Below are 23,569 nucleotides of genomic sequence, written 5' to 3'. Positions count from 1 at the left end.
TAACGTCGCAAGCGCTCCGGCCGCCCGGCGTCCCTCACGGGATGCCGGGCGGCCAGATCCGTCGCTAGATGGATGAAGGGGCCCAAGTCGTCCTTGCGGACGATCGAGCGCGTGCGAAAGGTTGGAATCCCACATGCGACAGCGCAGCCTGCGTGACCTGCGAGTCTCCGCGATCGGCCTGGGTTGTATGGGAATGTCGGCCTTCTATGGAACGGCCGACCAGGACGAGGGCGTGGAGACCATCCGGCGCGCCCGCGAGCTGGGCATCGACTTCCTGGACACGGCCCAGATGTACGGGCCGCTGACCAACGAGTCCCTGGTCGGCGAGGCGATCCGGGGCCACCGTGACCAGTACGTCCTGGCCACCAAGTTCAACTACCGGATGGACGACGCGGTACCGGGCGACATGTCCAGCGTGGGCCGCCAGGACGGCTCGGCCGAGCATGTCCGGGCCTCGGTGGAGGGCTCGCTCCAGCGGCTCGGCACCGACCACATCGACCTGTACTACCAGCACCGGGTCGACCCGAACGTGCCGATCGAGGAGACGGTCGGCGCGCTGGCCGAGCTGGTCGCCGAGGGCAAGATCGGGCACATCGGGCTGAGCGAGGCGAGCGCGGAGACGCTGCGCCGGGGCAACGCGGTGCACCCGATCACGGCCGTGCAGAGCGAGTACTCGCTGTGGTCACGGGACGTGGAGGCGGAGGTGCTGCCGACCTGCCGCGAGCTGGGCATCGGCTTCGTCGCCTACTCGCCGCTGGGCCGGGGCTTCCTCGCCGGCCGGTTCTCCTCCCCCGACGAGCTGGACGAGAACGACTACCGGCGCAGCAGCCCCCGCTTCACCGACCAGCACCTGAAGGCCAACCTGCGCCTGGCGGCCAAGGTCAAGGAGATCGCCGAGAAGAAGGGCGTCACCCCGGCCCAGCTCGCCCTGGCCTGGGTCCTGGCCCAGGGCGAGCACATCGTCCCCATCCCCGGCACCAAGCGCCGCTCCTACCTCGAACAGAACGCCGCCGCCGTCGACATCACCCTCACCCCCGAGGAACTCTCCGCCATCGACGCCGAGTTGCCCGAGGTCTCGGGCGAACGCTACGACGAGGCGGGGATGCGAGCGGTGAACCGCTGACGCACGCGCCGGCCCGAGGCCGGGGTCGGCCCACCCGTCTGCTCGGGTCGGCCTACTCGCCGAGGGAGGCACCGGAGGTGGTGCCGCAGCACGCCTCCGGTGCCGTGTCGGCGCTCTTGGTGAGGTCGTCGGTGTCGGCCTTGACGACGTAGACCTCCCACGGTTCCTTGCCGGGGCCGTGGACCCAGACCTTGTCCTGGAGGGCGTAGCAGCAGGAGGTGTCGGCCTCCTCGAAGGTGGCGAGTCCGGCGTTCTTGAGGCGGGTGGTCGTGGCGCTGACCTCGTCGGTGGTGGGGACCTCGACGCCGAGGTGGTCCAGGCGGGTGTCCTGGCCGGGTTCGCCTTCGATGAGGACGAGCTTGAGCGGGGGCTCGGTGAGGGCGAAGTTGGCGTAGCCGGGGCGGCGCTTGGCGGGTTCCACTCCGAAGAGCTTGGAGTAGAAGGTCACCGAGGCTTCGAGGTCGGCGACGTTGAGGGCGAGCTGAACACGGGACATACCGGTCTCCCCGATCAGGCTGTATCGATGTCTGTCGATGCAACCTTGCGCCTTGAATCGAAAAACGTCAACATAGAAGCATGTCGAAACAAGAGCTTGTGGTGCTCGGCCGGAGCGCCGGGGAGTGCTGCCCCGGCCTGCTCACCGCACCGCTGGACGAGGACCAGGCCGACACGCTGGCCACGGTGTTCAAGGCACTGGGCGACCCGGTACGGCTGCGACTGCTGTCGATGATCGCCTCCCGCGCTGGCGGCGAGGTGTGCGTCTGTGACCTGACCCCGTCGTTCGACCTGTCGCAGCCGACGATCTCCCACCACCTCAAGCTGCTCAAGCAGGCCGGCCTCATCGACTCCGAGCGGCGCGGGACGTGGGTGTACTACCGCCTGCTGCCGGAGATGACCGACCGTCTCGCGGCGATCCTCACCCGCCCCGGCGCTCAGCCGCCCGCCGGGGCCGCCTCGTGAGCGTGCAGCCCCGACCCGCCGTGCCCGCCGTGCGGTTGTCCTTCCTGGACCGCTACCTCGCGGTGTGGATCATCGCCGCGATGGCCGCCGGCCTGGGACTCGGCCGCCTCGTACCGGGCCTCGGCGACGGCCTGGCGAAGGTCACCGTCACCGGCGTCTCCCTGCCCATCGCGCTCGGCCTGCTGGTGATGATGTACCCCGTCCTGGCCAAGGTCCGCTACGACCGCCTGGACGCCGTCACCCGCGACCGGCGCCTGCTCGTGCCCTCCCTGGTCCTCAACTGGATCGTGGGGCCGGCCCTGATGTTCGCGCTGGCCTGGCTGTTCCTGCCCGACCTGCCCGAGTACCGCACCGGGCTGATCGTCGTCGGGCTGGCCCGCTGCATCGCCATGGTCGTCATCTGGAACGACCTGGCCTGCGGCGACCGCGAGGCCGCCGCCGTCCTGGTCGCTCTCAACGCGGTCTTCCAGGTGCTCGCCTTCGGCGTGCTGGGCTGGTTCTACCTCACCGTCCTGCCCGGATGGCTCGGCCTGGAGCAGACCGCACTGGACGTGTCGGCGTGGGAGATCGCCCGCTCGGTGCTCATCTTCCTGGGCATCCCGCTGCTCGCCGGGTTCCTCACCCGCCGCCTGGGCGAGAGGGCCAGGGGCCGCACCTGGTACGAGGCACGATTCCTGCCCCGGCTCGGACCGTTCGCCCTGTACGGGCTGCTGTTCACCATCGTCGTCCTGTTCGCCCTCCAGGGTGACGCCATCACCTCCCGGCCCTTGGACGTCGCCCGCATCGCGCTGCCGCTGCTGGTGTACTTCGCGCTGATGTGGGCCGGGTCGATGGGACTGGGACGAGCCGTCGGCCTGGACTACCCGAAGGCCACCACCCTCGCCTTCACGGCCGCCGGCAACAATTTCGAACTGGCCATCGCCGTAGCCATCGCCACGTTCGGCGCCACCAGCGGTCAGGCCCTCGCCGGCGTGGTCGGCCCCCTCATCGAGGTCCCCGTCCTCATCGGCCTGGTCCATGTCGCCCTCGCCGTCCGCGATCGCTTTCCCCAGCCCGGCACCGCCGCCACTCCCGCCCCGAAGGACACCGTCCGTGCCTGAGACCAAGCCCTCCGTCCTGTTCGTGTGCGTCCACAACGCCGGACGCTCGCAGATGGCCGCCGCCTTCCTCACCCATCTCGCGGGGGACCGCGTCGAGGTCCGGTCCGCCGGCTCCGCCCCCGCCGACGCGGTCAACCCCGCCGTCGTCGAGGCGATGGCCGAGGTCGGCATCGATCTCTCCGCGCAGACCCCGAAGATGCTGACCACCGACGCCGTGCGCGCCTCGGACGTCGTCATCACCATGGGCTGTGGCGACGCCTGCCCGGTCTTCCCCGGCAAGCGGTATCTCGACTGGACCCTCGACGACCCCGCCGGCCGAGGCGTCGCCGCGGTCCGTCCCATCCGCGACGACATCGAGCGACGCATCCGCGGTCTGCTCGGCGAACTCGGCATCCGGCCTACGCGGTGAAGTGCCCCCGCTGAGACCCCATAGCCGCTCCGCAGCGCCCGACGGCGCCCGGCCGGGACCCGTACTCGGACGAGTCCCGGCCGGTGTGTTCTCCTAGCGGCCCATCATCGCGGCCGCCCGGTTGCCCCGGCGTCCGCCGGCACGGTTCGCCGCGGTTGCCATCAGGGCGAGGCACAGACCCACCGCTCCGGCCACGACGTTGCTGATGATCGTGCGGGTGGTGCTGACATTGCCCGCGACCACCCAGGGGGAGATGATCATCCAGATGCTGATGAGGGCGGCGGCCCAGGCGCGGGCGTGGGTGCGCTCGTAGGCGTGGCCGAAGCCGCTCATCAGCAGGGCGTAGGCGACGCCCGCGATCAGGTTGTTCACCGCGAGGGTGGTGAAGCCGTTGAAACCCGCGATCCACGGGGAGGCCGCCATGTACAGCCCCGTGATCAGGGCCATCGCCTCGACGGCCTGTCCCTGCTGCGTCGCGGCGGCCCGCTCCGCGAGCACGAAGCGCTCCCGCATCTCCAGGACGTCCGGGTGCGTCTCCATCGAGGTGTGCGTTCGTTCCGTCATGATCACGCCTCCTGAGTAGGAGCTCCACGTCTTTATGTGGATTTGACACGACCCGAGTACCCCCCGAAAACGCCGCACACCCGGGGAAACGGGACTCACTCCGCCGGTTTGAGATCCGTGATCTTGCGCGTCGTGAGGTCGGACTGGACGTCGATCCGGGTGACCTCCGGGTGCTTGCCGTCGCTCCAGGTCAGGGTGACCCTACTGGTGGCGTGGCCCATCCCGGAGCCGGTGTAGGCGACCTTCCACTTCACGGGCACGTTCTGGGCGAAGAGGATGCCGTCGGCGTGGTTCTTCCTCTCCCAGGCGGCGACCTTCTTACGGGCGGAGGCGGAGAGGTAGAAGTCGCGCAGCGCCTTGGCGCCGGCGCCGCTCGCCGGGTCCTCGGTGTCCCAGACGGCGTCGATGTAGGCACCGTAGAAGTCGGTGACCCGCTGGGTGACGTTGCGCGGGTCGCCCTGGACGGAGGTCGCGGCGGCGGGCCGGGCCGGGGCGGTGGTGGTTCCGGCGAGCGCCGGGGTGACGGCGGCCAGGGCGAGGCCCCCGGCGAGGGCGACGACGGTCAGCGGAGTCGTACGAATGCGGATGGACATGTGTCTCGATTCCCCGTATTCCACGCGACCGGGCCGATCCCGGTCGTTGACGGTGCCTAAGAGCGCAATTCTCGCGCCCCGGTTCCCGATTCCGGCGCTTTGGCCGCACTGCGTCGCGCCCGCACCCGGCCGGCGTCGGGCCAGCGCACGTCGTAGGCCCAGCCGAGGCCCTCGAACCAGCGGATCAGCCGGGCGCTGGCGTCCAGTTGCCCGGTGAGGACACCGTGCCGGGCGCTGGTCGGGTCCGCGTGGTGGAGGTTGTGCCAGGACTCGCCGAACGACAGCGGGGCCAGCCACCACACGTTGCCGGAGCGGTCCCGGCTGCGGAACGGATGTGAACCGGCCGCGTGGCAGATGGAGTTGATGGACCAGGTCACGTGGTGCACCAGGCAGATCCGCACCAGCCCGGCCCAGAAGAACGCCGTCGCCGCGCCCGCCCAGGTCCCGGTGATCAGCAGCCCGAACAGCGCGGGCAGCGCCAGCGAGAGCACCACGAAGGCCCCGAAGCCCCGCGAGATCAGCCGCAGCGCCGGGTCCCGTTCCAGGTCGGGCGCGTACTGGGCCGTAGAGGCGTGGTCGGTGTCGAAGAGCCAGCCGAGGTGGGCGTGGAACATGCCCTTGGCGAGCGCGCCCGGCGTGCGGCCGTACCGCCAGGGCGAGTGCGGGTCGCCGTCGCGGTCGGAGTACCGGTGGTGCTTGCGGTGGTCGGCGACCCAGGTGAACAGCGGCCCCTGCACGGCGAGGCTTCCGGCGACGGCGAGCGCGATCCGCAGCGGGCGGCGCGCCTTGAACGAGCCGTGGGTGAAGTACCGGTGGAACCCGACCGTGATGCCGAGCCCGCTGACCAGGTAGAACACGGCGGCGAGCACGACGTCGGCGGGGCTGAGCCCGTTGCGCCAGGCCAGCGGGACGGCGGCGAGGAGCGCGAGGAAGGGGACGGCGACGAAGACCCCGATGAGGATCTGCTCGCCGTTCGGCCAGGACCACGTCCGGCCGAGGGGCGGTACGGCGTCCGGGATCTGCGGCGCTTCCGGGACTTCCGGCACGGGCGGGACCTTTCGGCTGGGCTCGGGCGCCGGGTGGGCCCGACGGGGGTGGCTACTCGGCGGCGGTGAGAGCCAGTACGGCGTTCTGGCCGCCGAAGCCGAAGGAGCTGCTGATGGCGGCACGCATCGGCGTGGCACGGGGGGACTTGGCGACGACGTCGAGGTCGATGGCCGGGTCCTGAGTGTGCAGGTTGGCGGTGGGCGGGATGAGCTGGTGGCGCAGGGTGAGCGCGGTGCAGGCGGCCTCGATGGCACCGGCGCCGCCGATCGCGTGGCCGATGGCGCCCTTGACGGCGGTGACCGGGGGCGGGCGGTGGAAGACCTGGTGGAGGGCGTTGTGCTCGGCGAGGTCGCCCTGCGGGGTGGCGGTGCCGTGCGCGTTGACGTGGTCGACGTCCTCGGGGGCGAGCCCCGCGTCGAAGAGGGCGCTGCGGATGGCGCGGGCGGCGCCGTCGCCGTCGGGGTGCGGGGAGGTGAAGTGGTGCGCGTCGCAGGAGGCGCCGTACCCGGCGACCAGGGCGGTGGGCCGGGCGGCGCGGGCGCGGGCGTCGGCGGTGCGTTCCAGGACGAGGACGGCGGCGCCCTCCCCGAGGACGAAGCCGTCGCGGTCGCGGTCGAAGGGACGGGACGCCTCGTGCGGGGCGTCGGCGCGGCGGGACAGGGCGCGCATCTGGGCGAAGCAGGCGGCGGTCATCGGCAGCCGGGCGGACTCGCTGCCACCGGCGAGAACGAGGTCGCAGGCGCCGGAGAGCAGCAGGTCGCGGGCGAGGCCGATGGCGCTGGTGCCGGAGGCGCAGGCGGTGCTCACCACCAGGTTGGGCCCGGTGGCGCCGAGGTCGAGGGCGATCTCGGCGGCGGCCATGTTGGGCACGCTGCGCGGCAGGGCGAGCGGGGAGACCCGGTCGGGGACGCGGGCGGCGAGCCGGTCGAACTCGCCCTGCCAGCCCTGCATCGAGCCGGTGCCGACGCCCATGACGATGCCGATGCGCGGGCCGTCCCAGTCGCCGGGGGTGAGTCCGGCGTCGGCGACCGCCTCACGGGCGGCGAGCAGCGCGAAGGTGGTGAAGCGGTCCAGGCGGCGGCTGAGCCGGTGGCCGAGCAGCCGGGGTGCGTCCAGGTCGGGCACCTGGCAGGAGAACGCCACGGGCAGGCCGTCGAGTCCGGGGTCGGCGGTGGCCGTGGAGGTCCCGGCGCACAGCCCCTCCCAGGCGGCCGCCTGTCCGACGCCGGCTGGGGTGACCAGTCCGAGTCCGGTGACGGCCACGGGGGCGCGCCGGGTCGCTTGACCTGCGTTCACGAGCTGCATGAGCGGTGATTATCCGGACCCTCCGGGTACTCCCCCGCCCGCCACGACCCGTTCGGCCCAGGACGCCACGGGCTACCACCCGGATGCCCCAACGTCCTTGACGTACCGCGTCATTTCCGGCCGGTGGCCGGGAGCGCGGCGGGCGCGGCCGCCCGGCGGCGGGGCCGGGACCGGCCGGGACCGCTCTGGCTGAGCAACGCCTCGGCGGCGAGGCGGAGTTGGCGGGCGGTGGTGCGGCAGGCGGCGGCCTGGCGGGCGAGGGTGGGTCTGCCCCACTCCGGGGCGGCGACCCGGCCGTTCAGGGCGGCGGCGGTGGCGAGGAGACGGCGGGCGTAGCCGTCCATCAGGTCGGCGTCGGTGCGCAACTGGGTGATGCGGTCGAGGAGTTCGGCGGCGATCGGGTGGGCGGGCGTGGAGTGGCTCACCATGACGGCTCCCGGTGGCGGAGGTTCAGCGCGGCAGGACGGCACCCGCGGCGCGGTGGACCATGAACTGCGGGCAGGCCACGACGAACAGCGGCCGGGCGGTGTCGATGCCGAGCCTGCGCAACTGCCCGGCCATGGGTTCGGCGGCGGCGGTGTCCAGCCGCAGCCGCACCCCCGCCCCGGCGTGCAGCCGGGGTCGCCCGGAGGTACGGATCGCGGTGCGTACGGTGCTGTCGCCGCGCCGCCCGTACAGCGCCCAGTCCGGCTCGGGGCAGCGCACTCCGGGTCCGAGGCGGCCGAGGACGGCGATGCCGAGACCGGGCGCGCTGAGCCGGAGCCGGGGGCCGGTGAGATGGACCTCGGCGGCGGCGCGTATCGCGGGCAGTCCCCACAGCTCACGCGCGGCCACGCGGGCCTCCTCGGTGGTGACGGCGAGGGAGAGGACATGACGGCCGGTGCGGCGCAGGTCGGCGCGGCGCAGCAGGTCGGTGGCGAAGTCGGCCGGGTGGGGCCGCCACAGGTCGTCCACCGGCACGGACAGCGCGATCTCGGTGTACGGGCCGAGGGTGGAGCAGCGGTGCTCGTACAGCGAGAGCACGGCGAGGGTGCGCCGGCCGATCCCGCTGGGCCGTATCCAGGGCACGTCGGGCAGCAGGGCCCGTACCGCCTCGGTGTCGACCGGGAAGCAGAGGTGGGCGGCGGCGCTGTCCTGGTAGCGCACGGGCACGCCGACCGGGCCGGTGGTCGTCGGCACCGAGGAGGTCGGCAGGGTGAGGAAGGGGTGGCCCTCGGGCGGCCGCGCCGGGTCCTTGAGCTGGTACGCCTGGCTGCGCACGACGGGCCCCCGGTACGGCGCGAGGGCCTCGTCGAGGTGTGCGCGGGCCTCGGGCGCGACGGTGCGCAGATGGCCGATGTACTCGCGCAGCAGGTGGGACTCGGGGAAGGCGCGGGTCGGCCCGGTGTAGCGGGCGTCGTACCGGTTCGGGTGGGGGTCGGCGGGGGCGGCTGCCGGGACGAGGTCGTGCTCGTTGGTGACGTGGCCGACCCACGTGCGGGGGTCGGCGGGGCGTCCGGCGGGGTCCGGCGCGCCGACCGCGATGACGTGGGTGAGCCGGTAGGCGCGGCAGAACCCGGCGTCCCGCGCGAGGTTGAGCAGTGCGGTACCTCCCTCGCCGTGCCCGATCAGGGCGAGTTCGGCGCCGCGCGGGATGCCGTGCTCCTCGATGGCGGGCCGGAGCGCGCGGGTGTACGGCGAGTCGGCGGTGAGCTGCTCCCGCCAGGCGCCGACGACATCGTGCGGGGAGCCGTGCCGGGGGCGCCCGGAGCTGGTGCCGGGCGCCTGGACGACGTACCGGACGACTCCGTCGGGCCCGCGCACGTTCTGGATGAGGACGCGGCCCTCGGGGGCGAGGGTGTCGATGTTGCGGAGGAAGCCGAGGAGTGAGCCCTCGGTGGCGAGGGTCTGCTTCTCCCGGCCGGTGAGGCCGACGGCCTCGGCGGTGCGCTGGCCCCCTGCGGTCTCCGGTTCTGCGGGAGCGGGCGGCTCGGCGTCCAACAGGGCGCGCACACGCAGGAGTTCGTCCAGTACGGGGGTCAGCGCGGCGAGGGCGCGCTGGGCGCCGGGGTCCTGGAAGAGGGTGTGCAGGGCGCGCACGGCCTCGCGGTCGCCCCTGGTCCCGAGGGCCTCGGTGAGGCGGCGCATGCCGGGGTCGCGGGCCAGTTCGGGGTGGCCGGCGAGCACGGCGGCGATGCGCAGCCGCAGCGAGGTGACGGCCATCAGCGCGGCCAGCGGCTCCCCGCCCCGGCGGGCGCCGAGCAGCCGCGCGATTCTTCTGCGGGCCGCCCCGGCGGGGGCGCCCAGGCCGCGCGGGTCCGTCAGGGTGCGCAGCAGCGCCCAGCGGGCGGTGAGTCCGGTACGGGGGTGGCGGGCGGCCCGCTTGTGGGGTGGGGCGAGCAGCGCGCCCGCGGTGCGTTCGGCGACGGCGCGTACGCCCTCGGCGACCTCGGCGACCTCGCGGGCGCCGTCGCGCAGGAGTCGCTCGGTGGTGCGCTGGTCGGCGTCCTGCCCGCCGGGCGCGGGCCGTCCGGGTGCGTGGCCGTCCGCTCGCATCCGAGGCTCCCTCGATTTCAGACGACGTACGACGGGATGCGACCGCGTCCGGCGGGATGCGGCCTCGTGCCCATCGTCGGCCAGGGGTCCCGCGCCCGCACCTTCGTCCGGCCGGTACCGGGTGTAGGGACCAGCGACTTTCCGGTCCGGCGCCGGGCGGGGCGGGGACCGCGAGGGGTGTGCGCGGGCGCCGCCGAACGGGCGACCCCCGCGTCAGCCGGCCAGGCCCGCCGCGAGGACGGCGCCGAGTTCCCAGCACGCCTCGGTGTCGGCCCTGCCCGGCGCGCCGGTGACGGTGACCGGCTCGGCGGCGCGGCGCCAGCCCAGGCCGGTGGTGACGGTCTCGATCGCGCGGACGGCGCCGGTCACGTCGTTGCCGCCGTGCACCCAGAACCCGAAGGGGCGGCCCCGGGTGTCGTCCAGGCACGGGTAGTAGATCTGGTCGAAGAAATGCTTGAGGGCGCCGGACATGTAGCCGAGGTTGGCCGGGGTGCCGAGGAGGTAGCCGTCGGCGGCCAGCACGTCGGAGGCGGTCGCTGCGAGGGCGGCCCGCCGGATCACGCGGACCCCCTCGATCTCGGGCGCGGTGGCCCCGGAGACGACGGCCTCGAACAGTTCCTGGCAGTTCGGCGACGGCGTGTGGTGGACGATCAGCAAGGTGGGCACGCCCCGCACCCTGCCCTGCCCGCACCACGGTCCGCAAACAGGGCTGCCCGAAGCGCGGGTGTGGCTGCGATGATGCCGGGCACCGGTAGGGAACGTGGAGAGGAGCCGTCTTGGCAGAGGAAGAGCAGCGGGCACCGGCGGCGGTCGTGTTCGACACGCTGGGCATCGCCTATGAGCAGGCGTTCGCCGCCTCCGGGCCGCATCTGGCCTCGCTGAGCTGGCTGGTGGACCATCTGATGCCGGGCAGCCGGGTGCTGGACGTGGGCAGCGGCACCGGCCGGCCCACCGCGGAGGCGCTCGCGCGGGCCGGGCACCGGGTGCTGGGTGTCGACGTGTCGCCGGTGATGGTCGAGCTGGCCGAGCGCCAGGTGCCGGACGCCGAGTTCCAGGTGGCCGACATCCGTGAACTGGACCTGGAGGAAGGGTCGTTCGAAGCGCTCTGCGTGTACTTCTCGCTGCTCCAGATGTCCCGCGACGAACAGCGGGACGTCCTCACCTCGCTGGCGCGGGCGCTGCGGCCGGGCGGTCTCGCGGTGCTCGCCACGGTGCCGGTGGACGTGGCGGACGCGGAGACCGAGTTCATGGGGCAGCCGGTGCGGGTGAGCAGCTTCTCCCCGGACGACTTCGCCCGGCTCGCCACGGACGCCGGGTTCTCCGTGCTGTCCGAGGCGCACGCCACCTTCGTACCGGCCCACGCCGACGCCGGGCCGGAGCCACATCTCTTCCTGTACTGCCGGCGTACGGCGCACTGAACCCCCGGTCCCTGGAAGGGAACCGGGGGCTCGGGCCGCGCTCGGGTCAGTACCGCAGACGCCGGGCGCGGAGCAGCATCACCAGGCCGGAGGCGGCCAGCAGTACGCCGAGGGCGGCGGGCCACAGGTTGGCACCGGTCTCGGCGAGGCCACCGCTGCCGACCGCCTGCGGCTCCAGGTTCGCGGGCGGCGGCGTGGTGACGGCGGCGGCCTGCGCCGGGGCGGACTCGGAGACCTGGGGCGCGGCGGCCGTAGCCGGGGCGCTGGACTCGTCGCGCTCGGGGGCGCCGCCCTGGTTCTTGGTGGTGTTGGCGGGCGCGGTCGTGGCGTCGACGCGGGGGGCCTCGACGGGGTCGGACTGCGCGGGCTGCTCGGCCGGGGCGGTGTCGGCGGGCTTGCCGGGCTGCTCGGTCTTACCCGGCTGCTCCGTCTTCTCCGGCTGCTCCGTCTTTTCCGGCTGGGACTCGGCCGGCTTCTCGGGCTCGGCGGTCGCGCTCGGCTCGGCGGTGGCCTGACCGCCGCCGGGCCGCTCGCTCGGCTCGGACGACTCGCCCGCGCCGTCGTCACCCTTGCCGTCGTCGCCGGGGCCGCACTCACGGCCGGAGTTGATGCAGTCGACCATGGTGCGCATCAGGCCCTCGTCGAAGACGTTGATGAAGTCGCCGTGGTCGGTGACCGGCTTGTGCTGCTGCTCCGGGAAGGAGTCGACGGCGAACAGCGGGGTACTCTTCCCGCCGTCGCCCAGGCTCGGCGCGTCCACGTCGTAGACGATCCGCTGGACGAGCTGCGGGATGGCCTCGAAGCCCTCGGGGCAGTTGCCCCGGGCGTCGGCGAAGGCCACGTGGGTGCGGTGGTTGGCGCTGTCGGCGTTACGGCCGTCCCAGCAGCTCTGGAAGCGGAAGCTGCGCACCACGTCGCTGCCCGGGGGGCACAGCGGGTACTTGTCCTTGAGCTGCCGGTCCTCGAACCCGGTGCAGCTCCAGGAGGCGTTGGCGTTGGCGGGCCCGTTGACGAACGCCTTGGCGTCACCGGTGATGATGCGCAGCAGCCGCGGCATCTCGGTGACCTTGCCGCTCGGGCTGCCGACGAAGGTGAGGGTGACCTCCTTGGGCGTGACGATCTGGCCCGCGTTGCCCTCGGTACCGCCGCCCGGCGCCCCGGCGTCCCGCTCCTGCGTGCCGTTCTGCAGGCGCAGCACCGGCCAGTAGTACGTGGACCTGTCACCCTGGTCGGCGCAGCTCGTCCTGGCGTTCGCGAGGTCCTGGTCGCTGGCGAAGGCGGTGTTGGACTGGTTGCCGACGTAGTCGTGGAAGTGGTGGGCGCCGTTGGAGACACCGGGGGCCACGATCACGTTGTCCGAGTTGAACAGGCCGTTCTCGTTGACCCCGCACTCGGTGCGGAAGGTGCCGCCGGGGGGTGCCTCGGGTGCGTTGGGCTGTACGGAGTTGATGTCCGCGTAGTCGGCGGCGACAGGGCCGTTGCCGCCTTGACCGGTGCCGCCGTTCTGACCCTGGCCACCTTGTTCCTGGCCCTGGTTCTGTTCCCCGCCCGTGGAGGGCGCGGCGGACTCGCCGCCGGGCGCCGCCTCGGCGGGACGCAGGGTGCAGGGGGCGAGCGCGTCGAGCTGGTCGGGGCGGTTCCCGGCCCGGCCGATGGCGTCGGCGATCCGGCCCAGGGTCGCGGTCCGCTTGTCCTTCAGCGGGTTCATCACCGAGTCGTCGGCGGCCCTGGGGTCCTGGCGGAGCGCGTCCGCCGACTGCTGGAGCCGCTGGTACGCCTCCGCGATCTGCTGGTCCAGCGTGGCCAGTTCACGGTCGACGTCCCCCCGTGCCGCCTCCGGTACGTCGGTCAACTGGGCGCCGACGTCGGGGCAGTCGATGGTGGCCATGCCGGCCGACCGGAGAGACGCGCCCGTCGCGTCGCCGGGACCCTGTCCGCTCCAGCCGCCTTCGCCGGCCGACGCGTAGACGTTCGCCGCGACGAGGCCGCCGCCGCCGAGCATCAGCGCGACCGCGGCGAGGGTCACGCGTCGTGCGCCGGTCGGGCGCCTGCGCCTGTTCGGTTCCAAGATCGTCCCCTGCGAGTCGTGGTCGGTGGGGGCATGTGGCGCCCCACACCCGTACGCGAGGCGGCGTCCATATGTTCAGCCCGTCCCGGATTTCATGGCGAACTCTCAAGAAAACGGGGCCACATGAGGCACGCGGGACCACGCGCGCACCCGTAGGGGGGAGTTGGGCACGTGGGCGCCTAGTCTGCCCATCCGAACACGGCGGCGAACATCACAAATACGTATCGGACATTCCACCCGGTGACCTTCACACGAGTGACACAAGTTGGCTAGGTTGACCGCAGGCCGCCCGGCTCCCCCGTCCCCAGGAGTCCCCAGCGCCCGTCCGGTGCGGGAGTTCGACCGCCTTCCGGGCGCGCCGGCCCAACTGCCCTGCGGGGCAAGGAAGGAGTCGTCCGCCATGGCGCCGGAGAGTCACGAAGAGGTTCGGCAGCGGATCGACTCTCTCTACGCACGGGCCGAGAACGCGACGGGCAACTACAACGCCACCCGCGCGATGGCGGCCGCGACGCGCAGGCGGGGCGTCCCCCTCGCCAAGCGCGCCGGCAGCCGCCCGGACCCCGCCCTCGACGCCGTGACCCGCCAGTGGTTCGACGCGGCCCGTGCCAAGGCGGGACCGACCGTGCCCGCGGCGCTCCCCGCCGACCGCCTGCCCGACAACGGCCCTGCCGTCGAACGGACTTGGACCGCCGCCGAGCTGGGCCTGCCCAGCGTCGAGCCGGAGAGGCCCGCACTGCCCGCCGGCTCCTCGCAGCGTCCGGTGGCCGAGCTGACGGGCGGTACGCCGTCCGCCCCGGCACTGGAGGCGGCGACGGCGGCGCCTCCCCCGGCCGCGCCCGTGGCGGCGCTGCCGGCCGCGCCCCCGTCGAGCACCCCCGCCCTGCCGGTCGGTGGACCCGACCCCGGCGGCTCCGGTATGCCGGTCCTCCAGGGTCCTCCCGCGGCGACACCGCCCGGTGGCGCCCCCGGAGTGCTGCCGGTGGGGGCCACCGGGCCGAGCCGCCGCTCCCCCGCCGACCTCAAGGCGGACAACCGCCGCAAGCTGGGCTCCGCCAGGGACCTGCTGTCCCGCCACTCCTGGAACGCCGCCCCGGCGCAGGCATGGGACACCCCGCAGGCGCCCGCCCCGGGCGCCCCACAGACTGCCGCGCCGGGGATCGCCAGCTCCGGCGCGGCGCAGGCACCGGCCGCCGCAATGGGGCAGTGGACGGCACCGGACTCCGTCACGGACACCGGCCCGCTGACGTACCCGATGCCGGACGCGCTCGGTGACACCGGCTCGCTGCCCTACCCGATCCCCGGCCCGCTGAGCGACACCGGCGGACTGAGCTATCTGGCCCCGGCACCGCAGACCGACACGGGCACACTGCCGGCCGTCGACACGCGCGCGTTCGCACCGGGCTACGAGACGGGAGCGTTCCCGGCGGCGGCCTCCCTGGCCCCGACGTACGACACCGGGGCGTTCCCGGCCGTACCTCCGGTGGCCGAGGCGGCCCCGGCGCCGACGTACGGAACGGGCGCGTTCCCGGCGGCCCCGTCGTTCCAGGCCCCGCCCCCGGCGGCTCCCGCACATGCGCCTGCCGTCCAGGCCGCGCCGCTGGCAGTCCCGGCGGCCCCGGCCCCCGCCACCCCGGCGTCCGCCTTCCAGGCGGCGCCCCCTGCGGCCCAGGCAACCCCCGCACCGGCCCCCGCATTCCAGCCCGCGTCGCCCGCCCCGGCTGCGACCGCCACATTCCAGCCCGCACCCCCGGCCCCCGCCTCCCAGGCCACGCCCCCGGCGGAAGCCCCCGCGACTCCGGCACCCGCCTTCCAGGCAGCGCCTCTTGCGGCCCAGGCGGTCCCGGCACCGGCCCCCGCTTTCCAGCCCGCAGGCCCCGTACCCGCCCAAGCCCCGATCGCCGCCCCCGAACCCGGCACCTTCAACACCACTACCTTCACCCCCCGCCCCACCACCGAGTCCGCCCACGCCGTCCGTGCCGCCAAGGCGATCGCCTTCGCCGCCGCCCAGGTCGGCAAGCCGTGCGTCTGGGGGGCGACCGGGCCCGACTCGTTCGACTGCTCCAGCCTCACCCAGGGCGCCTGGCGCACCGCCGGGGTCGAGCTGCCGAGGGCCGCGCACGAGCAGGCGGCGGCCGGTACGGAGGTGGCGCTCGCCGCCGCGCTCCCCGGCGACCTGGTGCTCTTCTTCGAGGACGACCGGCACGTGGGCCTGTACGTCGGCAACGGCACGATGATCCACGCGCCGGGTCCGGGCGCGGCCATCCGCGAGGAGTCGGTCTACGGCGCCGGAGAGGCCGCGATCCACCGGGTGATCAGGCCCGCCTGACCGCCCATAAAAGCTGTTTATGAGCCCATAGACCGGACCCGAGTACTAACTTAGGGCTGCCTTAACTTAGGCTTCCTGATCGAGTCGCCTGTCCACGCTCGAAGGGAACCTGATCATGCCGCGCCCCCTGCGGGTAGCCATCGTCGGAGCCGGCCCCGCCGGGATCTATGCCGCCGATGCCCTGCTGAAGTCCGAGACGGCCGCCGATCCGGGCGTGTCCATCGACCTCTTCGAGCGGATGCCCGCCCCGTTCGGCCTGATCCGCTACGGCGTGGCGCCCGACCACCCGCGCATCAAGGGCATCATCACCGCCCTGCACCAGGTGCTCGACAAGCCGCAGATCCGCCTCTTCGGCAACGTCGACTACCCGCGCGACATCAACCTGGACGACCTGCGTGCCTTCTACGACGCGGTGATCTTCTCCACCGGCGCGATGGCCGACCGCGAGATGTCGATCCCCGGCATAGACCTGGACGGCTCCTACGGCGCGGCGGACTTCGTGTCCTGGTACGACGGCCACCCCGACGTGCCGCGCACCTGGCCGCTGGAGGCCGAGAAGGTCGCCGTCCTCGGTGTCGGCAACGTCGCCCTGGACGTGGCCCGCGTCCTCGCCAAGACGGCGGACGAGCTGCTGCCGACGGAGATCCCGCAGAACGTCTACGACGGTCTGAAGGCCAACAAGGCCCTGGAGGTCCACGTCTTCGGCCGCCGCGGCCCGGCGCAGGCGAAGTTCAGCCCGATGGAGCTGCGCGAGCTGGACCACTCCCCCAACATCGAGGTCATCGTCGACCCCGAGGACATCGACTACGACGCGGGCTCCATCGAGACCCGGCGCGGCAACAAGCAGGCCGACATGGTCGCCAAGACGCTGGAGAACTGGGCGATCCGCGACGTCGGCGACCGCCCGCACAAACTCTTCCTGCACTTCTTCGAGTCCCCGGTGGAGATCCTCGGCGAGGACGGCAAGGTCGTCGGCCTGCGCACCGAGCGCACCGCGCTGGACGGCACCGGCAACGTCAAGGGCACCGGCGAGTTCAAGGACTGGGACGTCCAGTCGGTGTACCGCGCGGTCGGCTACCTCTCCGAGAAGCTCCCCAAGCTGCCCTGGGACCTTGAGACGGGCACCGTCCCGGACAAGGGCGGCCGGGTCATCGAGGAGAGCGGCGCCCACCTGACGTCGACCTACGTCACGGGCTGGATCAGGCGCGGCCCGGTCGGTCTGATCGGTCACACCAAGGGCGACGCCAACGAGACGGTGGCGAACCTGCTGGACGACCACGCGAGCGGCCGGCTGCACACCCCGTCCGCCCCGGACCCGGAGGCCGTGTACGCCTTCCTGTCCGGCCGGGGAGTCCGCTTCACCACGTGGGACGGCTGGTACAAGCTGGACGCCGCCGAGCGCGCCCTCGGTGAGCCGCACGGCCGCGAGCGCGTGAAGCTCGTGGAGCGCGAGGACATGCTCCGGGAGAGCGGCGCCTGATCTCACAGCGCTCGCCGAACGACGACGAGACCCCGACAGGGCCGTACCCCGGCCTTCGTCGGGGTTTCGCGCACCCGGCCCCCAAGGGGCGCGCGCGAGGCGCACCAGGGGCGTACGCGACCGCGCGCGCCCCCGCCCGACGCGCCGCCCCCGGACCCGGCGCCCCGATGACGGGGCATACCGGTGATACTGGAACGCGCACCGGCCCCCACCAGCAGATTGGCCCATGTCGAACTCCGCCACCGACCGCGCCCCCGTCCCGCAGACGATCTGGGCGGCCCGCGGCCGACACACCGGTCCCACCCCCGAGGACGTCGTACGCCGCACCCTGAGAGAGCGCCGGGCGAGCGGGGATCTGGACGACTTCTCGGAGCCGCCCGTCCCCGAGGGCTCCACCGACCGCGTCTTCGAGGCGCGCTGGCGCGCCGGGGGCACGATCACCGTGCGGGCCCGGCTCACCCTGGTCTCCGTGCCGGAGCGGCCGGGGCACGAGTGGACGCTCGTCGCGGAGGCCGAGCGCTTGTGGGAGGAGGCGTGGCCCTCACCGGCCACCCTGTTCTGGCCCGAGTCCGGCTCGGCGTCCGAGGACGGCGAGTGGGACCACCACCCGACCGTGCAGGGGCTGCGGTTCCGGCAGGTCAACGCGCTGCCGCTGGACGACAAGGAGATGCGCCGCCGGCTGCGGGACGCGGCCCGTGAGGCATGGTGCGTCAATCTGGTCGTGCACGAGGCGATGACGCCGGACGAGCGCGGCAGGCTGCCGCTGACCCGGCTGCTGCCGCCGGGACTGCGGCACCGGGTGATCGAGCACCGGGCCACCCCGCAGCAGTTCCGGGCGGTCAACTGGGCGCTGAAGGACCTCGGCGTGGAGGTGCCGCGCGGCGGTGCCGTACTGCTGCCCCCTGACCCGGCGCCCGCGGGATACGACCGGCAGGCGCACGCCGTGCGCAGCGTCTTCCTGGACGGTTCCGAGCCGGCCGAACTGCTCACCGCCCTGCGGGACTTCGTCGCACTGTCCCGGCCGCGCCCCAAGGGGCTCGGGGAGGCGCTGGCGGGTCTGCGGGACAACTGGACGCTGATGACCCCGCAGGAGGAGCTGGAGCGGGAGCGGCGCCGGGTCGAGCGGTACCGGGAGGCACTGGAGGCGATGACGAAGTCGCGGGATCTGTACCGGGAGGCCGCCGAGCAGGCCCACGAGGCGCTGGCCGCGTACCGCGACACCCCGTTGCCCGTGCTGCCCCGGCAGCGGCCCTCGGCCCGTGGCCAGTCGCCGTTGCAGCAGCTCACCCGGACGTTCGAGCGGCTGCGGCTCCCGGCGTGGGGGCAGCGGCCCGAGACCCCCGACACCGCCTCCGGGGCCGCCCCTGAGGCCGCCCGCGACCCGGAGCGCGAGAGAGAGGGCAGCGACCGGGTGTGACCCGGCGGCTGCCGGGCGCCGCAGCGGGCAGAAGCAGAGGGAAGCAGAAGGAAACAGCAGGAAGCACAAGCAAGAGGGCGCGGGCAGGCCGCGCGCCGGGAGGGGACGGGGCCCATGGACAACTCCACGATCGTGCTGGTGCTCGCGGCCGTCGCGGCCTTGGTGGTGCTGGGGTTCGCCGTCGCCCTGCTGGTGCGGCTGGTCAGGGCCCGGCGCTCGCTGCGCGACGCGGGGCTGCCCACCGGGCCGCGCTGGGTGTTCTGGGGCGCCGTCCTCTATCTGGTGCTGCCGACCGATCTGCTCCCCGACCCGGTCTATCTCGACGACATCGGCGTCCTGCTGCTCGCCCTGCGCAGCATGCGCGCCGCGACACGCCCGCTGCCGGACAGGCCCGGCGACTTCTGAGCATCCGGCGGCCCGGTGCGGTTCGGGTGATCCCGTACGGGTTTCCACCGACCGGGTGAGCGGCCATCGGCGCAGGTGAGCGCGGATCGGCCCCATCACGCCCCTCACCTCGGGGTACGGCCTCGCCTGACGGAGCGCGGCAGTGTAGACATGGGCACATGGTGCGACTGCCCGGCCGACCCGACACGCGGGCGCCCCGTTCGTTCGGGCATCCGCGCGCGCCCTGGGGCGCGCGGCCTCCGGGCGGTGACGGCGAAGGCGGTCCGCCTGGTGTTCTGCGTGCCGCGGCGACGGGGCGCAGCGTGGCGGGGCAGGTGTTCCTGCTCCAGGTGGTGATCGTGGTGCTGCTGGTCGTGTCGGCCGTGGTGGCCCAGGTGCTCCAGGTACGTCACGACAGCAGCCTGGAGGCCCGCAACCGCTCCCTGTCCGCCGCCGGTTCCTTCGCCAACGCCCCCGGTACGGCGGCCGCGCTGCGCTCGCCGGACCCGACGGCGATCCTCCAGCCGAGCGCGGAGGCGGCCCGCAAGGCGACCCACGTGGACTTCATCGTCGTGATGAACACCCGGGGCATCCGCTACACCCACCCCGACCCGGACCGCATCGGCAAGAAGTTCGTGGGGACGATCGGGCCCGCGCTGCACGGGGGGACGGTGGTCGAGGAGCTGACCGGCACGATAGGTCCGCTGGTCCAGGTGGTCGTCCCGGTGCGGGCCGCGGACGGCAAGGTGGTGGGCCTGGTCTCGGCCGGCATCACCACCGCGCACGTCGGCGGTGCCGCCGACCAGCAGCTACCGCTCCTCCTCGCGGCGGCCGCGGCGGCGCTCGCACTGGCCACGGCGGGCACCGCGCTGGTCAGCCGGCGCCTGCTGCGCCAGACCCACGGCCTCGGCCCCTACGAGATGACCCGGATGTACGAGCACCACGACGCGGTGCTGCACGCGGTCCGGGAGGGTGTGCTGATTGTCGGTGACGGCGGCAAGCTGCTGCTCGCCAACGACGAGGCGCACCGGCTGCTGGACCTGCCGGAGGACGCCGAGATGCGCAGCGTGCTGGACCTCGGGCTGGACGACGAGACGGCCGGGCTGCTGGCCTCGGGTCGGGTCGCCACGGACGAGGTGCATCTGGTCAAGGACAGGCTGCTGGCCATCAACCAGCGCCCCACCGACCTGCGCGGCGGCCCGCCCGGCAGCGTCACCACGCTCCGCGACTCCACCGAGCTGCGCGCCCTGTCCGGCCGCGCCGAGGTGGCCCGCGAGCGGCTGAACATGCTGTACGACGCCGGGGTGGGCATCGGCACCAGCCTGGACGTGAGCCGTACTGCGGAGGAGCTGGCCGAGCTGGCGGTGCCCAGGTTCGCGGACTTCGTCACGGTGGACCTGTTCGAGCCGGTGCTCAAGGGCGAGGAGCCGAAGCCGGGCACCGAGCTGCGGCGGGCGGCCTTCAGCGGCATCCGCAAGGACGCGCCGCTGTATCCGCTGGGCGAGCGCATCCGGTTCGTGCCGACCTCGCCGCAGGCGCGCAGCCTGGCGACCGGGCAGTCCGTGGTGGAACCGGATCTGCGCGAGGCGCCGGGCTGGCAGGCGCAGGACCTGGAGCGTACCGAGCAGATCATCGAGTACGGCATCCATTCGCTGATCACGGTGCCGCTGCGGGCGGGCACCCTGGTGCTGGGGGTGGCGAACTTCTGGCGCTCGGAGAAGCCGCAGCCGTTCGACTCCGAGGATCAGGCGCTGGCGGAGGAGCTGGTGGCACGGGCGGCGGTGTCCATCGACAACGCCCGCCGCTACACCCGTGAGCACAGCATGGCGGTGACCCTCCAGCGCAGCCTGCTGCCGCGCACGCTGCCCGCGCAGGACGCCCTGGAGATCGCCTACCGGTATCTGCCCGCCCAGTCCGGGGTGGGCGGCGACTGGTTCGACGTACTGCCGCTGCCGGGCGCGCGGGTGGCGCTGGTGGTGGGTGACGTGGTCGGGCACGGGCTGCACGCGGCGGCGACGATGGGCCGGCTGCGTACGGCGGTGCACAACTTCTCCTCGCTGGACCTGCCTCCGGACGAGCTGCTGGGCCTGCTGGACGAGCTGGTGGCCCGGCTCGACCAGGACGAGACCCCGGAGGACGGCGCGGCCGCCGTCACCGGCGCGACCTGTCTGTACGCGGTGTACGACCCGGCTTCTGGGCGCTGCACCATGGCGCGGGCCGGGCATCTGCCGCCCGCGCTGGTGCTGCCGGACGGCACGGTGGAGTTCCCCGACGTCCCGGCCGGTCCCCCGCTGGGGCTGGGCGGGCTGCCGTTCGAGACGGCCGATCTGGAGCTGCCCGAGGACAGCCGGCTGGTGCTGTACACCGACGGGCTGGTGGAGGACCGGGAGCGGGACATCGACGAGGGGCTCGACCTGCTGCGCGACGCGCTGCGGCACGCGCCGGGCGCCTCGCCGGAGGAGACCTGCCGGATCGTCCTGGACCGGCTGCCGGTGCGCCCGACGGACGATGTCGCGCTGATCGTGGCCGAGACCCGCGTCCTGGGTGAGGACCAGGTCGCCACGTGGGAGGTGCCGGCCGACCCGGCGGCCGTCTCGGAGATCCGCGCCAAGGTGACCCGCCAGCTCGCCGACTGGGACCTGGAGGAGCTGACCTTCACCACGGAGCTGATCCTCAGCGAGCTGGTCACCAACGCCATCCGCTACGGGCGCGGCCCCATCGGGGTACGCCTGCTGCGCGGCCGGGCCCTCATCTGCGAGGTCTCGGACGGCACCACCACCTCCCCGCACCTGCGCTACGCCGCCAGCACCGACGAGGGCGGCCGCGGCCTCTTCCTCGTCGCCCAGCTCTCCGACCGCTGGGGCACCCGCTACACCCCGACCGGCAAGATCATCTGGGCGGAACAGCCGCTGCCGTGACCTAGGGCCCTAGCCCAGCGCCTTGTCCAGGTTGAAGGCCGCGCTGATCAGGGCGAGGTGGGTGAACGCCTGGGGGAAGTTGCCCTGTTGTTCGCCGGTACGGCCTATCTCCTCGGCGTAGAGGCCGAGATGGTTGGCGTAGGTGAGCATCTTCTCGAAGGCCAGGCGGGCTTCGTCGACGCGGCCGGCGCGGACCAGGGCCTCGACGTACCAGAAGGAGCAGATGGAGAAGGTGCCCTCGTCGCCGCGCAGGCCGTCGGGGCTGGCCTCGGGGTCGTAGCGGTAGACCAGGGAGTCGGAGACCAGGTCCTCGGTGAGGGCGTCGAGGGTGGAGAGCCACTTGGGGTCGGTCGGCGCGATGAACTTGGCGAGCGGCATCATCAGCAGGGAGGCGTCCAGGACGTCGCTGTCCTCGCACTGGGTGAAGGCGCCCCGCTGCTCGGACCAGCCGCGGTCCATGATGCGGCGGTAGATGTCGTCGCGACAGCGGCGCCAGCGGGGCAGGTCGGCGGGCAGGCCGCGGCGGTTGGCGAGGCGGATGGCGCGTTCGATGGCGACCCAGCACATCAGCCGGGAGTACAGGAAGTTCTTCCGGCCGCCCCGCGTCTCCCACACCCCCTCGTCCGGCTGGTCCCAGTGGTCGCACACCCAGCTCACCAGGTGGCACACGTCGTCCCACTGGGCGCTGGAGATGGGCTGGGCCCACTTGTCGTAGAGGTAGATGGAGTCGATCAGGGCGCCGTAGATGTCGAGTTGGAGCTGCGGGGCCGCCGCGTTGCCGACGCGGACCGGCGCCGAGCCCAAGTAGCCCTCCAGGTGCGGGAGTTCCCTCTCGGGCAGCTCGGTTCGGCCGTCGATGCCGTACATGATCTGGAGCGGGCCCTCGACGGCTCCGTCGCCGGGGCTGATGTGGGTGGTGAGGAAGCGCATGAACGCCTCGGCCTCGCCGGTGAAGCCGAGGCGGAGCAGGGCGTAGACGGCGAAGGCGGCGTCGCGGACCCAGACGTAGCGGTAGTCCCAGTTGCGCTCCCCGCCGAGCTGTTCGGGCAGGCTGGTGGTGGGGGCGGCGACGATGGCGCCGGTGGGGGCGTAGGTGAGCAGCTTCAGGGTGAGGGCGGAGCGGTGCACCATCTCGCGCCAGCGGCCCCGGTAGCGGGACTGGGCGAGCCAGCGGCGCCAGTAGTCGACGGTGGCGTTGAACTCGTGCTCGGCCTCGGCGTGCGCGCAGCCGCGCGGGGCGATCTCGCCGCCCGCCTGGTCCAGGGCGAACACCGCGCTCTCGCCCTCGCCGAGCTTGAACTCGGCCCGCGCGTCCTTCTCGTCGCACTCCATGGCCACGGTGGCGGTGAGCGTGAGGGCGCGCTCCCCGGCGTCGAACAGCAGCAGGCCCTCCTCCTCCCGCAGGGTGTGCGGGGCGGCGCCGTACCCGAAGCGGGGTGCGACCAGGGCGCGGAAGGGGACCGTGCCGCGTACGCAGACCACGCGGCGGATCAGCCGGTGCCGCCCCGCCTCGCCGGGGCGGGCGGTGCCGACCGGCATGAAGTCCTGCACCTCGCCGACGCCCTCCTCGGTGAAGAAGCGGGTGATCAGCACGTTGGTGTCGGGGAAGTAGAACTGCTTGGTGTGCGCCGGGACGGAGGCCGCCAGCTCGAACCGGCCGCCGCGCTCGGCGTCCAGCAGCGCGGCGAACACGCTGGGGGCGTCGAAGGCCGGGGAGCAGTACCAGTCGATGGTGCCGTCGCTGCCGACCAGCGCCACGCTGCGCAGGTCCCCGATGAGGCCGTGCTCGGCGATCGGCAGGTACCGGTGGCTCCGCCGGGTCTCCTGCTGGAAGGGCGTCTCGGCCATCGCTGCGGCCTCCCAATGTGGTGTGCGGCTGCCTGTCCAGCGTAGGCCGCTCGGGATGCGCGTGGGCGCCCGGC

The 23,569-nt window shown here is 73.4% G+C and carries 20 protein-coding genes; 10 read left to right on the top strand and 10 right to left on the bottom strand.

Annotation, left to right across the window (positions count from 1 at the left end; all coding sequences use genetic code 11):
* The first annotated feature begins 133 nt into the window (after positions 1-133).
* Complete coding sequence (locus tag ACZ3HQ_RS07880) at positions 134-1,123, top strand: aldo/keto reductase (protein ID WP_467508826.1); 990 nt, start codon at positions 134-136, stop codon at positions 1,121-1,123.
* 52 nt (positions 1,124-1,175) lie between these two features.
* Here the strand turns inward: ACZ3HQ_RS07880 and ACZ3HQ_RS07875 are convergent, their stop codons facing one another.
* A complete protein-coding gene (locus ACZ3HQ_RS07875) occupies positions 1,176-1,619 on the bottom strand; it encodes an ArsI/CadI family heavy metal resistance metalloenzyme (protein ID WP_467508825.1) in 444 nt (147 codons plus the stop codon).
* A gap of 80 nt (positions 1,620-1,699) precedes the next feature.
* On the opposite strand from ACZ3HQ_RS07875, the gene ACZ3HQ_RS07870 reads away from it, so the two are divergent.
* The 3 genes from ACZ3HQ_RS07870 to ACZ3HQ_RS07860 are packed head-to-tail and all read left to right on the top strand — an operon-like array spanning position 1,700 to position 3,592.
* Positions 1,700-2,083, top strand: a complete 384-nt coding sequence (locus ACZ3HQ_RS07870; protein WP_467508824.1) for an ArsR/SmtB family transcription factor — start codon at positions 1,700-1,702, stop codon at positions 2,081-2,083.
* Positions 2,080-3,183 (top strand): ACR3 family arsenite efflux transporter, encoded by a 1,104-nt coding sequence (gene arsB, locus ACZ3HQ_RS07865; protein WP_467508823.1) that lies wholly within the window; start codon positions 2,080-2,082, stop codon positions 3,181-3,183. Before ACZ3HQ_RS07870 ends, arsB begins: the two co-directional genes overlap by 4 nt.
* Positions 3,176-3,592, top strand: a complete 417-nt coding sequence (locus tag ACZ3HQ_RS07860) for an arsenate reductase ArsC (RefSeq protein ID WP_467508822.1) — start codon at positions 3,176-3,178, stop codon at positions 3,590-3,592. The genes arsB and ACZ3HQ_RS07860 overlap by 8 nt, the downstream gene beginning before the upstream one ends.
* 93 nt (positions 3,593-3,685) lie before the next feature.
* On the opposite strand, the gene ACZ3HQ_RS07855 is transcribed toward ACZ3HQ_RS07860, so the two are convergent.
* From ACZ3HQ_RS07855 to ACZ3HQ_RS07825, 7 genes are all read right to left on the bottom strand, one after another.
* On the bottom strand, positions 3,686-4,156 hold the full coding sequence (locus tag ACZ3HQ_RS07855) for an SPW repeat protein (protein WP_467508821.1): 471 nt from the start codon (positions 4,154-4,156) through the stop codon (positions 3,686-3,688).
* A 95-nt stretch (positions 4,157-4,251) separates the two neighbouring features.
* Entirely contained in the window at positions 4,252-4,749 is a 498-nt protein-coding gene (locus tag ACZ3HQ_RS07850; RefSeq protein ID WP_467508820.1) for a hypothetical protein, read from the bottom strand.
* Positions 4,750-4,805: 56 nt separating this feature from the next.
* On the bottom strand, positions 4,806-5,795 hold the full coding sequence (locus tag ACZ3HQ_RS07845) for an acyl-CoA desaturase (RefSeq protein WP_467508819.1): 990 nt from the start codon (positions 5,793-5,795) through the stop codon (positions 4,806-4,808).
* A gap of 52 nt (positions 5,796-5,847) precedes the next feature.
* Positions 5,848-7,101, bottom strand: a complete 1,254-nt coding sequence (locus ACZ3HQ_RS07840) for a beta-ketoacyl-[acyl-carrier-protein] synthase family protein (RefSeq protein WP_467508818.1) — start codon at positions 7,099-7,101, stop codon at positions 5,848-5,850.
* 110 nt (positions 7,102-7,211) lie between these two features.
* A complete protein-coding gene (locus tag ACZ3HQ_RS07835; protein WP_467508817.1) occupies positions 7,212-7,529 on the bottom strand; it encodes a hypothetical protein in 318 nt (105 codons plus the stop codon).
* A gap of 22 nt (positions 7,530-7,551) precedes the next feature.
* A complete protein-coding gene (locus tag ACZ3HQ_RS07830) occupies positions 7,552-9,636 on the bottom strand; it encodes an acetoacetate decarboxylase family protein (RefSeq protein WP_467508816.1) in 2,085 nt (694 codons plus the stop codon).
* A gap of 213 nt (positions 9,637-9,849) precedes the next feature.
* A complete protein-coding gene (locus tag ACZ3HQ_RS07825) occupies positions 9,850-10,302 on the bottom strand; it encodes a flavodoxin family protein (protein ID WP_467508815.1) in 453 nt (150 codons plus the stop codon).
* A 110-nt stretch (positions 10,303-10,412) separates the two neighbouring features.
* On the opposite strand from ACZ3HQ_RS07825, the gene ACZ3HQ_RS07820 reads away from it, so the two are divergent.
* Positions 10,413-11,054 carry a class I SAM-dependent methyltransferase gene (locus ACZ3HQ_RS07820; RefSeq protein ID WP_467508814.1) on the top strand — a complete coding sequence of 214 codons (642 nt, stop codon included), beginning with the start codon at positions 10,413-10,415 and terminating at the stop codon, positions 11,052-11,054.
* Positions 11,055-11,100: 46 nt separating this feature from the next.
* Here ACZ3HQ_RS07820 and ACZ3HQ_RS07815 read toward each other — a convergent pair whose 3' ends face one another.
* The gene (locus ACZ3HQ_RS07815; RefSeq protein WP_467509061.1) at positions 11,101-13,056 is read right to left on the bottom strand and encodes a DUF1996 domain-containing protein; all 1,956 of its coding nucleotides are present in this window, start codon (positions 13,054-13,056) and stop codon (positions 11,101-11,103) included.
* Positions 13,057-13,522: 466 nt separating this feature from the next.
* Between ACZ3HQ_RS07815 and ACZ3HQ_RS07810 the strand changes: the two genes are divergently transcribed.
* The 5 genes from ACZ3HQ_RS07810 to ACZ3HQ_RS07790 all read left to right on the top strand — a co-directional run bounded on the left by ACZ3HQ_RS07810 (position 13,523) and on the right by ACZ3HQ_RS07790 (position 21,647).
* Complete coding sequence (locus ACZ3HQ_RS07810; RefSeq protein WP_467508813.1) at positions 13,523-15,448, top strand: C40 family peptidase; 1,926 nt, start codon at positions 13,523-13,525, stop codon at positions 15,446-15,448.
* 115 nt (positions 15,449-15,563) lie between these two features.
* On the top strand, positions 15,564-16,928 hold the full coding sequence (locus tag ACZ3HQ_RS07805; protein WP_467508812.1) for an FAD-dependent oxidoreductase: 1,365 nt from the start codon (positions 15,564-15,566) through the stop codon (positions 16,926-16,928).
* Between the two features lie 226 nt (positions 16,929-17,154).
* Positions 17,155-18,345, top strand: a complete 1,191-nt coding sequence (locus ACZ3HQ_RS07800) for a hypothetical protein (protein WP_467508811.1) — start codon at positions 17,155-17,157, stop codon at positions 18,343-18,345.
* 114 nt (positions 18,346-18,459) lie between these two features.
* Positions 18,460-18,750 carry a YkvA family protein gene (locus ACZ3HQ_RS07795; RefSeq protein ID WP_467508810.1) on the top strand — a complete coding sequence of 97 codons (291 nt, stop codon included), beginning with the start codon at positions 18,460-18,462 and terminating at the stop codon, positions 18,748-18,750.
* Positions 18,751-18,908: 158 nt separating this feature from the next.
* Positions 18,909-21,647, top strand: a complete 2,739-nt coding sequence (locus tag ACZ3HQ_RS07790; protein ID WP_467508809.1) for a SpoIIE family protein phosphatase — start codon at positions 18,909-18,911, stop codon at positions 21,645-21,647.
* Between the two features lie 9 nt (positions 21,648-21,656).
* Here the strand turns inward: ACZ3HQ_RS07790 and ACZ3HQ_RS07785 are convergent, their stop codons facing one another.
* Positions 21,657-23,495, bottom strand: a complete 1,839-nt coding sequence (locus ACZ3HQ_RS07785) for a glycoside hydrolase family 15 protein (protein ID WP_467508808.1) — start codon at positions 23,493-23,495, stop codon at positions 21,657-21,659.
* Between the last annotated feature and the right edge of the window lie 74 nt (positions 23,496-23,569).

This window comes from Streptomyces sp. NPDC018263 (genome assembly GCF_055562575.1).
The sequence above is the reverse complement of the archived record's forward strand: the minus strand, read 5'-3'. Positions and strand labels throughout refer to the sequence as shown.

Excerpts from the sequence above, each read along its gene's own strand:
- ACZ3HQ_RS07880 (WP_467508826.1), top strand. The coding sequence starts at position 134 with ATGCGACAGCGCAGCCTGCGTGACCTGCGAGTCTCCGCGATCGGCCTG.
- ACZ3HQ_RS07875 (WP_467508825.1), bottom strand. The coding sequence starts at position 1,619 with ATGTCCCGTGTTCAGCTCGCCCTCAACGTCGCCGACCTCGAAGCCTCG.
- ACZ3HQ_RS07870 (WP_467508824.1), top strand. The coding sequence starts at position 1,700 with ATGTCGAAACAAGAGCTTGTGGTGCTCGGCCGGAGCGCCGGGGAGTGC.
- ACZ3HQ_RS07855 (WP_467508821.1), bottom strand. The coding sequence starts at position 4,156 with ATGACGGAACGAACGCACACCTCGATGGAGACGCACCCGGACGTCCTG.
- ACZ3HQ_RS07850 (WP_467508820.1), bottom strand. The coding sequence starts at position 4,749 with ATGTCCATCCGCATTCGTACGACTCCGCTGACCGTCGTCGCCCTCGCC.
- ACZ3HQ_RS07840 (WP_467508818.1), bottom strand. The coding sequence starts at position 7,101 with ATGCAGCTCGTGAACGCAGGTCAAGCGACCCGGCGCGCCCCCGTGGCC.
- ACZ3HQ_RS07835 (WP_467508817.1), bottom strand. The coding sequence starts at position 7,529 with ATGGTGAGCCACTCCACGCCCGCCCACCCGATCGCCGCCGAACTCCTC.
- ACZ3HQ_RS07830 (WP_467508816.1), bottom strand. The coding sequence starts at position 9,636 with ATGCGAGCGGACGGCCACGCACCCGGACGGCCCGCGCCCGGCGGGCAG.
- ACZ3HQ_RS07815 (WP_467509061.1), bottom strand. The coding sequence starts at position 13,056 with ATGCTCGGCGGCGGCGGCCTCGTCGCGGCGAACGTCTACGCGTCGGCC.
- ACZ3HQ_RS07810 (WP_467508813.1), top strand. The coding sequence starts at position 13,523 with ATGGCGCCGGAGAGTCACGAAGAGGTTCGGCAGCGGATCGACTCTCTC.
- ACZ3HQ_RS07805 (WP_467508812.1), top strand. The coding sequence starts at position 15,564 with ATGCCGCGCCCCCTGCGGGTAGCCATCGTCGGAGCCGGCCCCGCCGGG.
- ACZ3HQ_RS07800 (WP_467508811.1), top strand. The coding sequence starts at position 17,155 with ATGTCGAACTCCGCCACCGACCGCGCCCCCGTCCCGCAGACGATCTGG.
- ACZ3HQ_RS07795 (WP_467508810.1), top strand. The coding sequence starts at position 18,460 with ATGGACAACTCCACGATCGTGCTGGTGCTCGCGGCCGTCGCGGCCTTG.
- ACZ3HQ_RS07790 (WP_467508809.1), top strand. The coding sequence starts at position 18,909 with ATGGTGCGACTGCCCGGCCGACCCGACACGCGGGCGCCCCGTTCGTTC.
- ACZ3HQ_RS07785 (WP_467508808.1), bottom strand. The coding sequence starts at position 23,495 with ATGGCCGAGACGCCCTTCCAGCAGGAGACCCGGCGGAGCCACCGGTAC.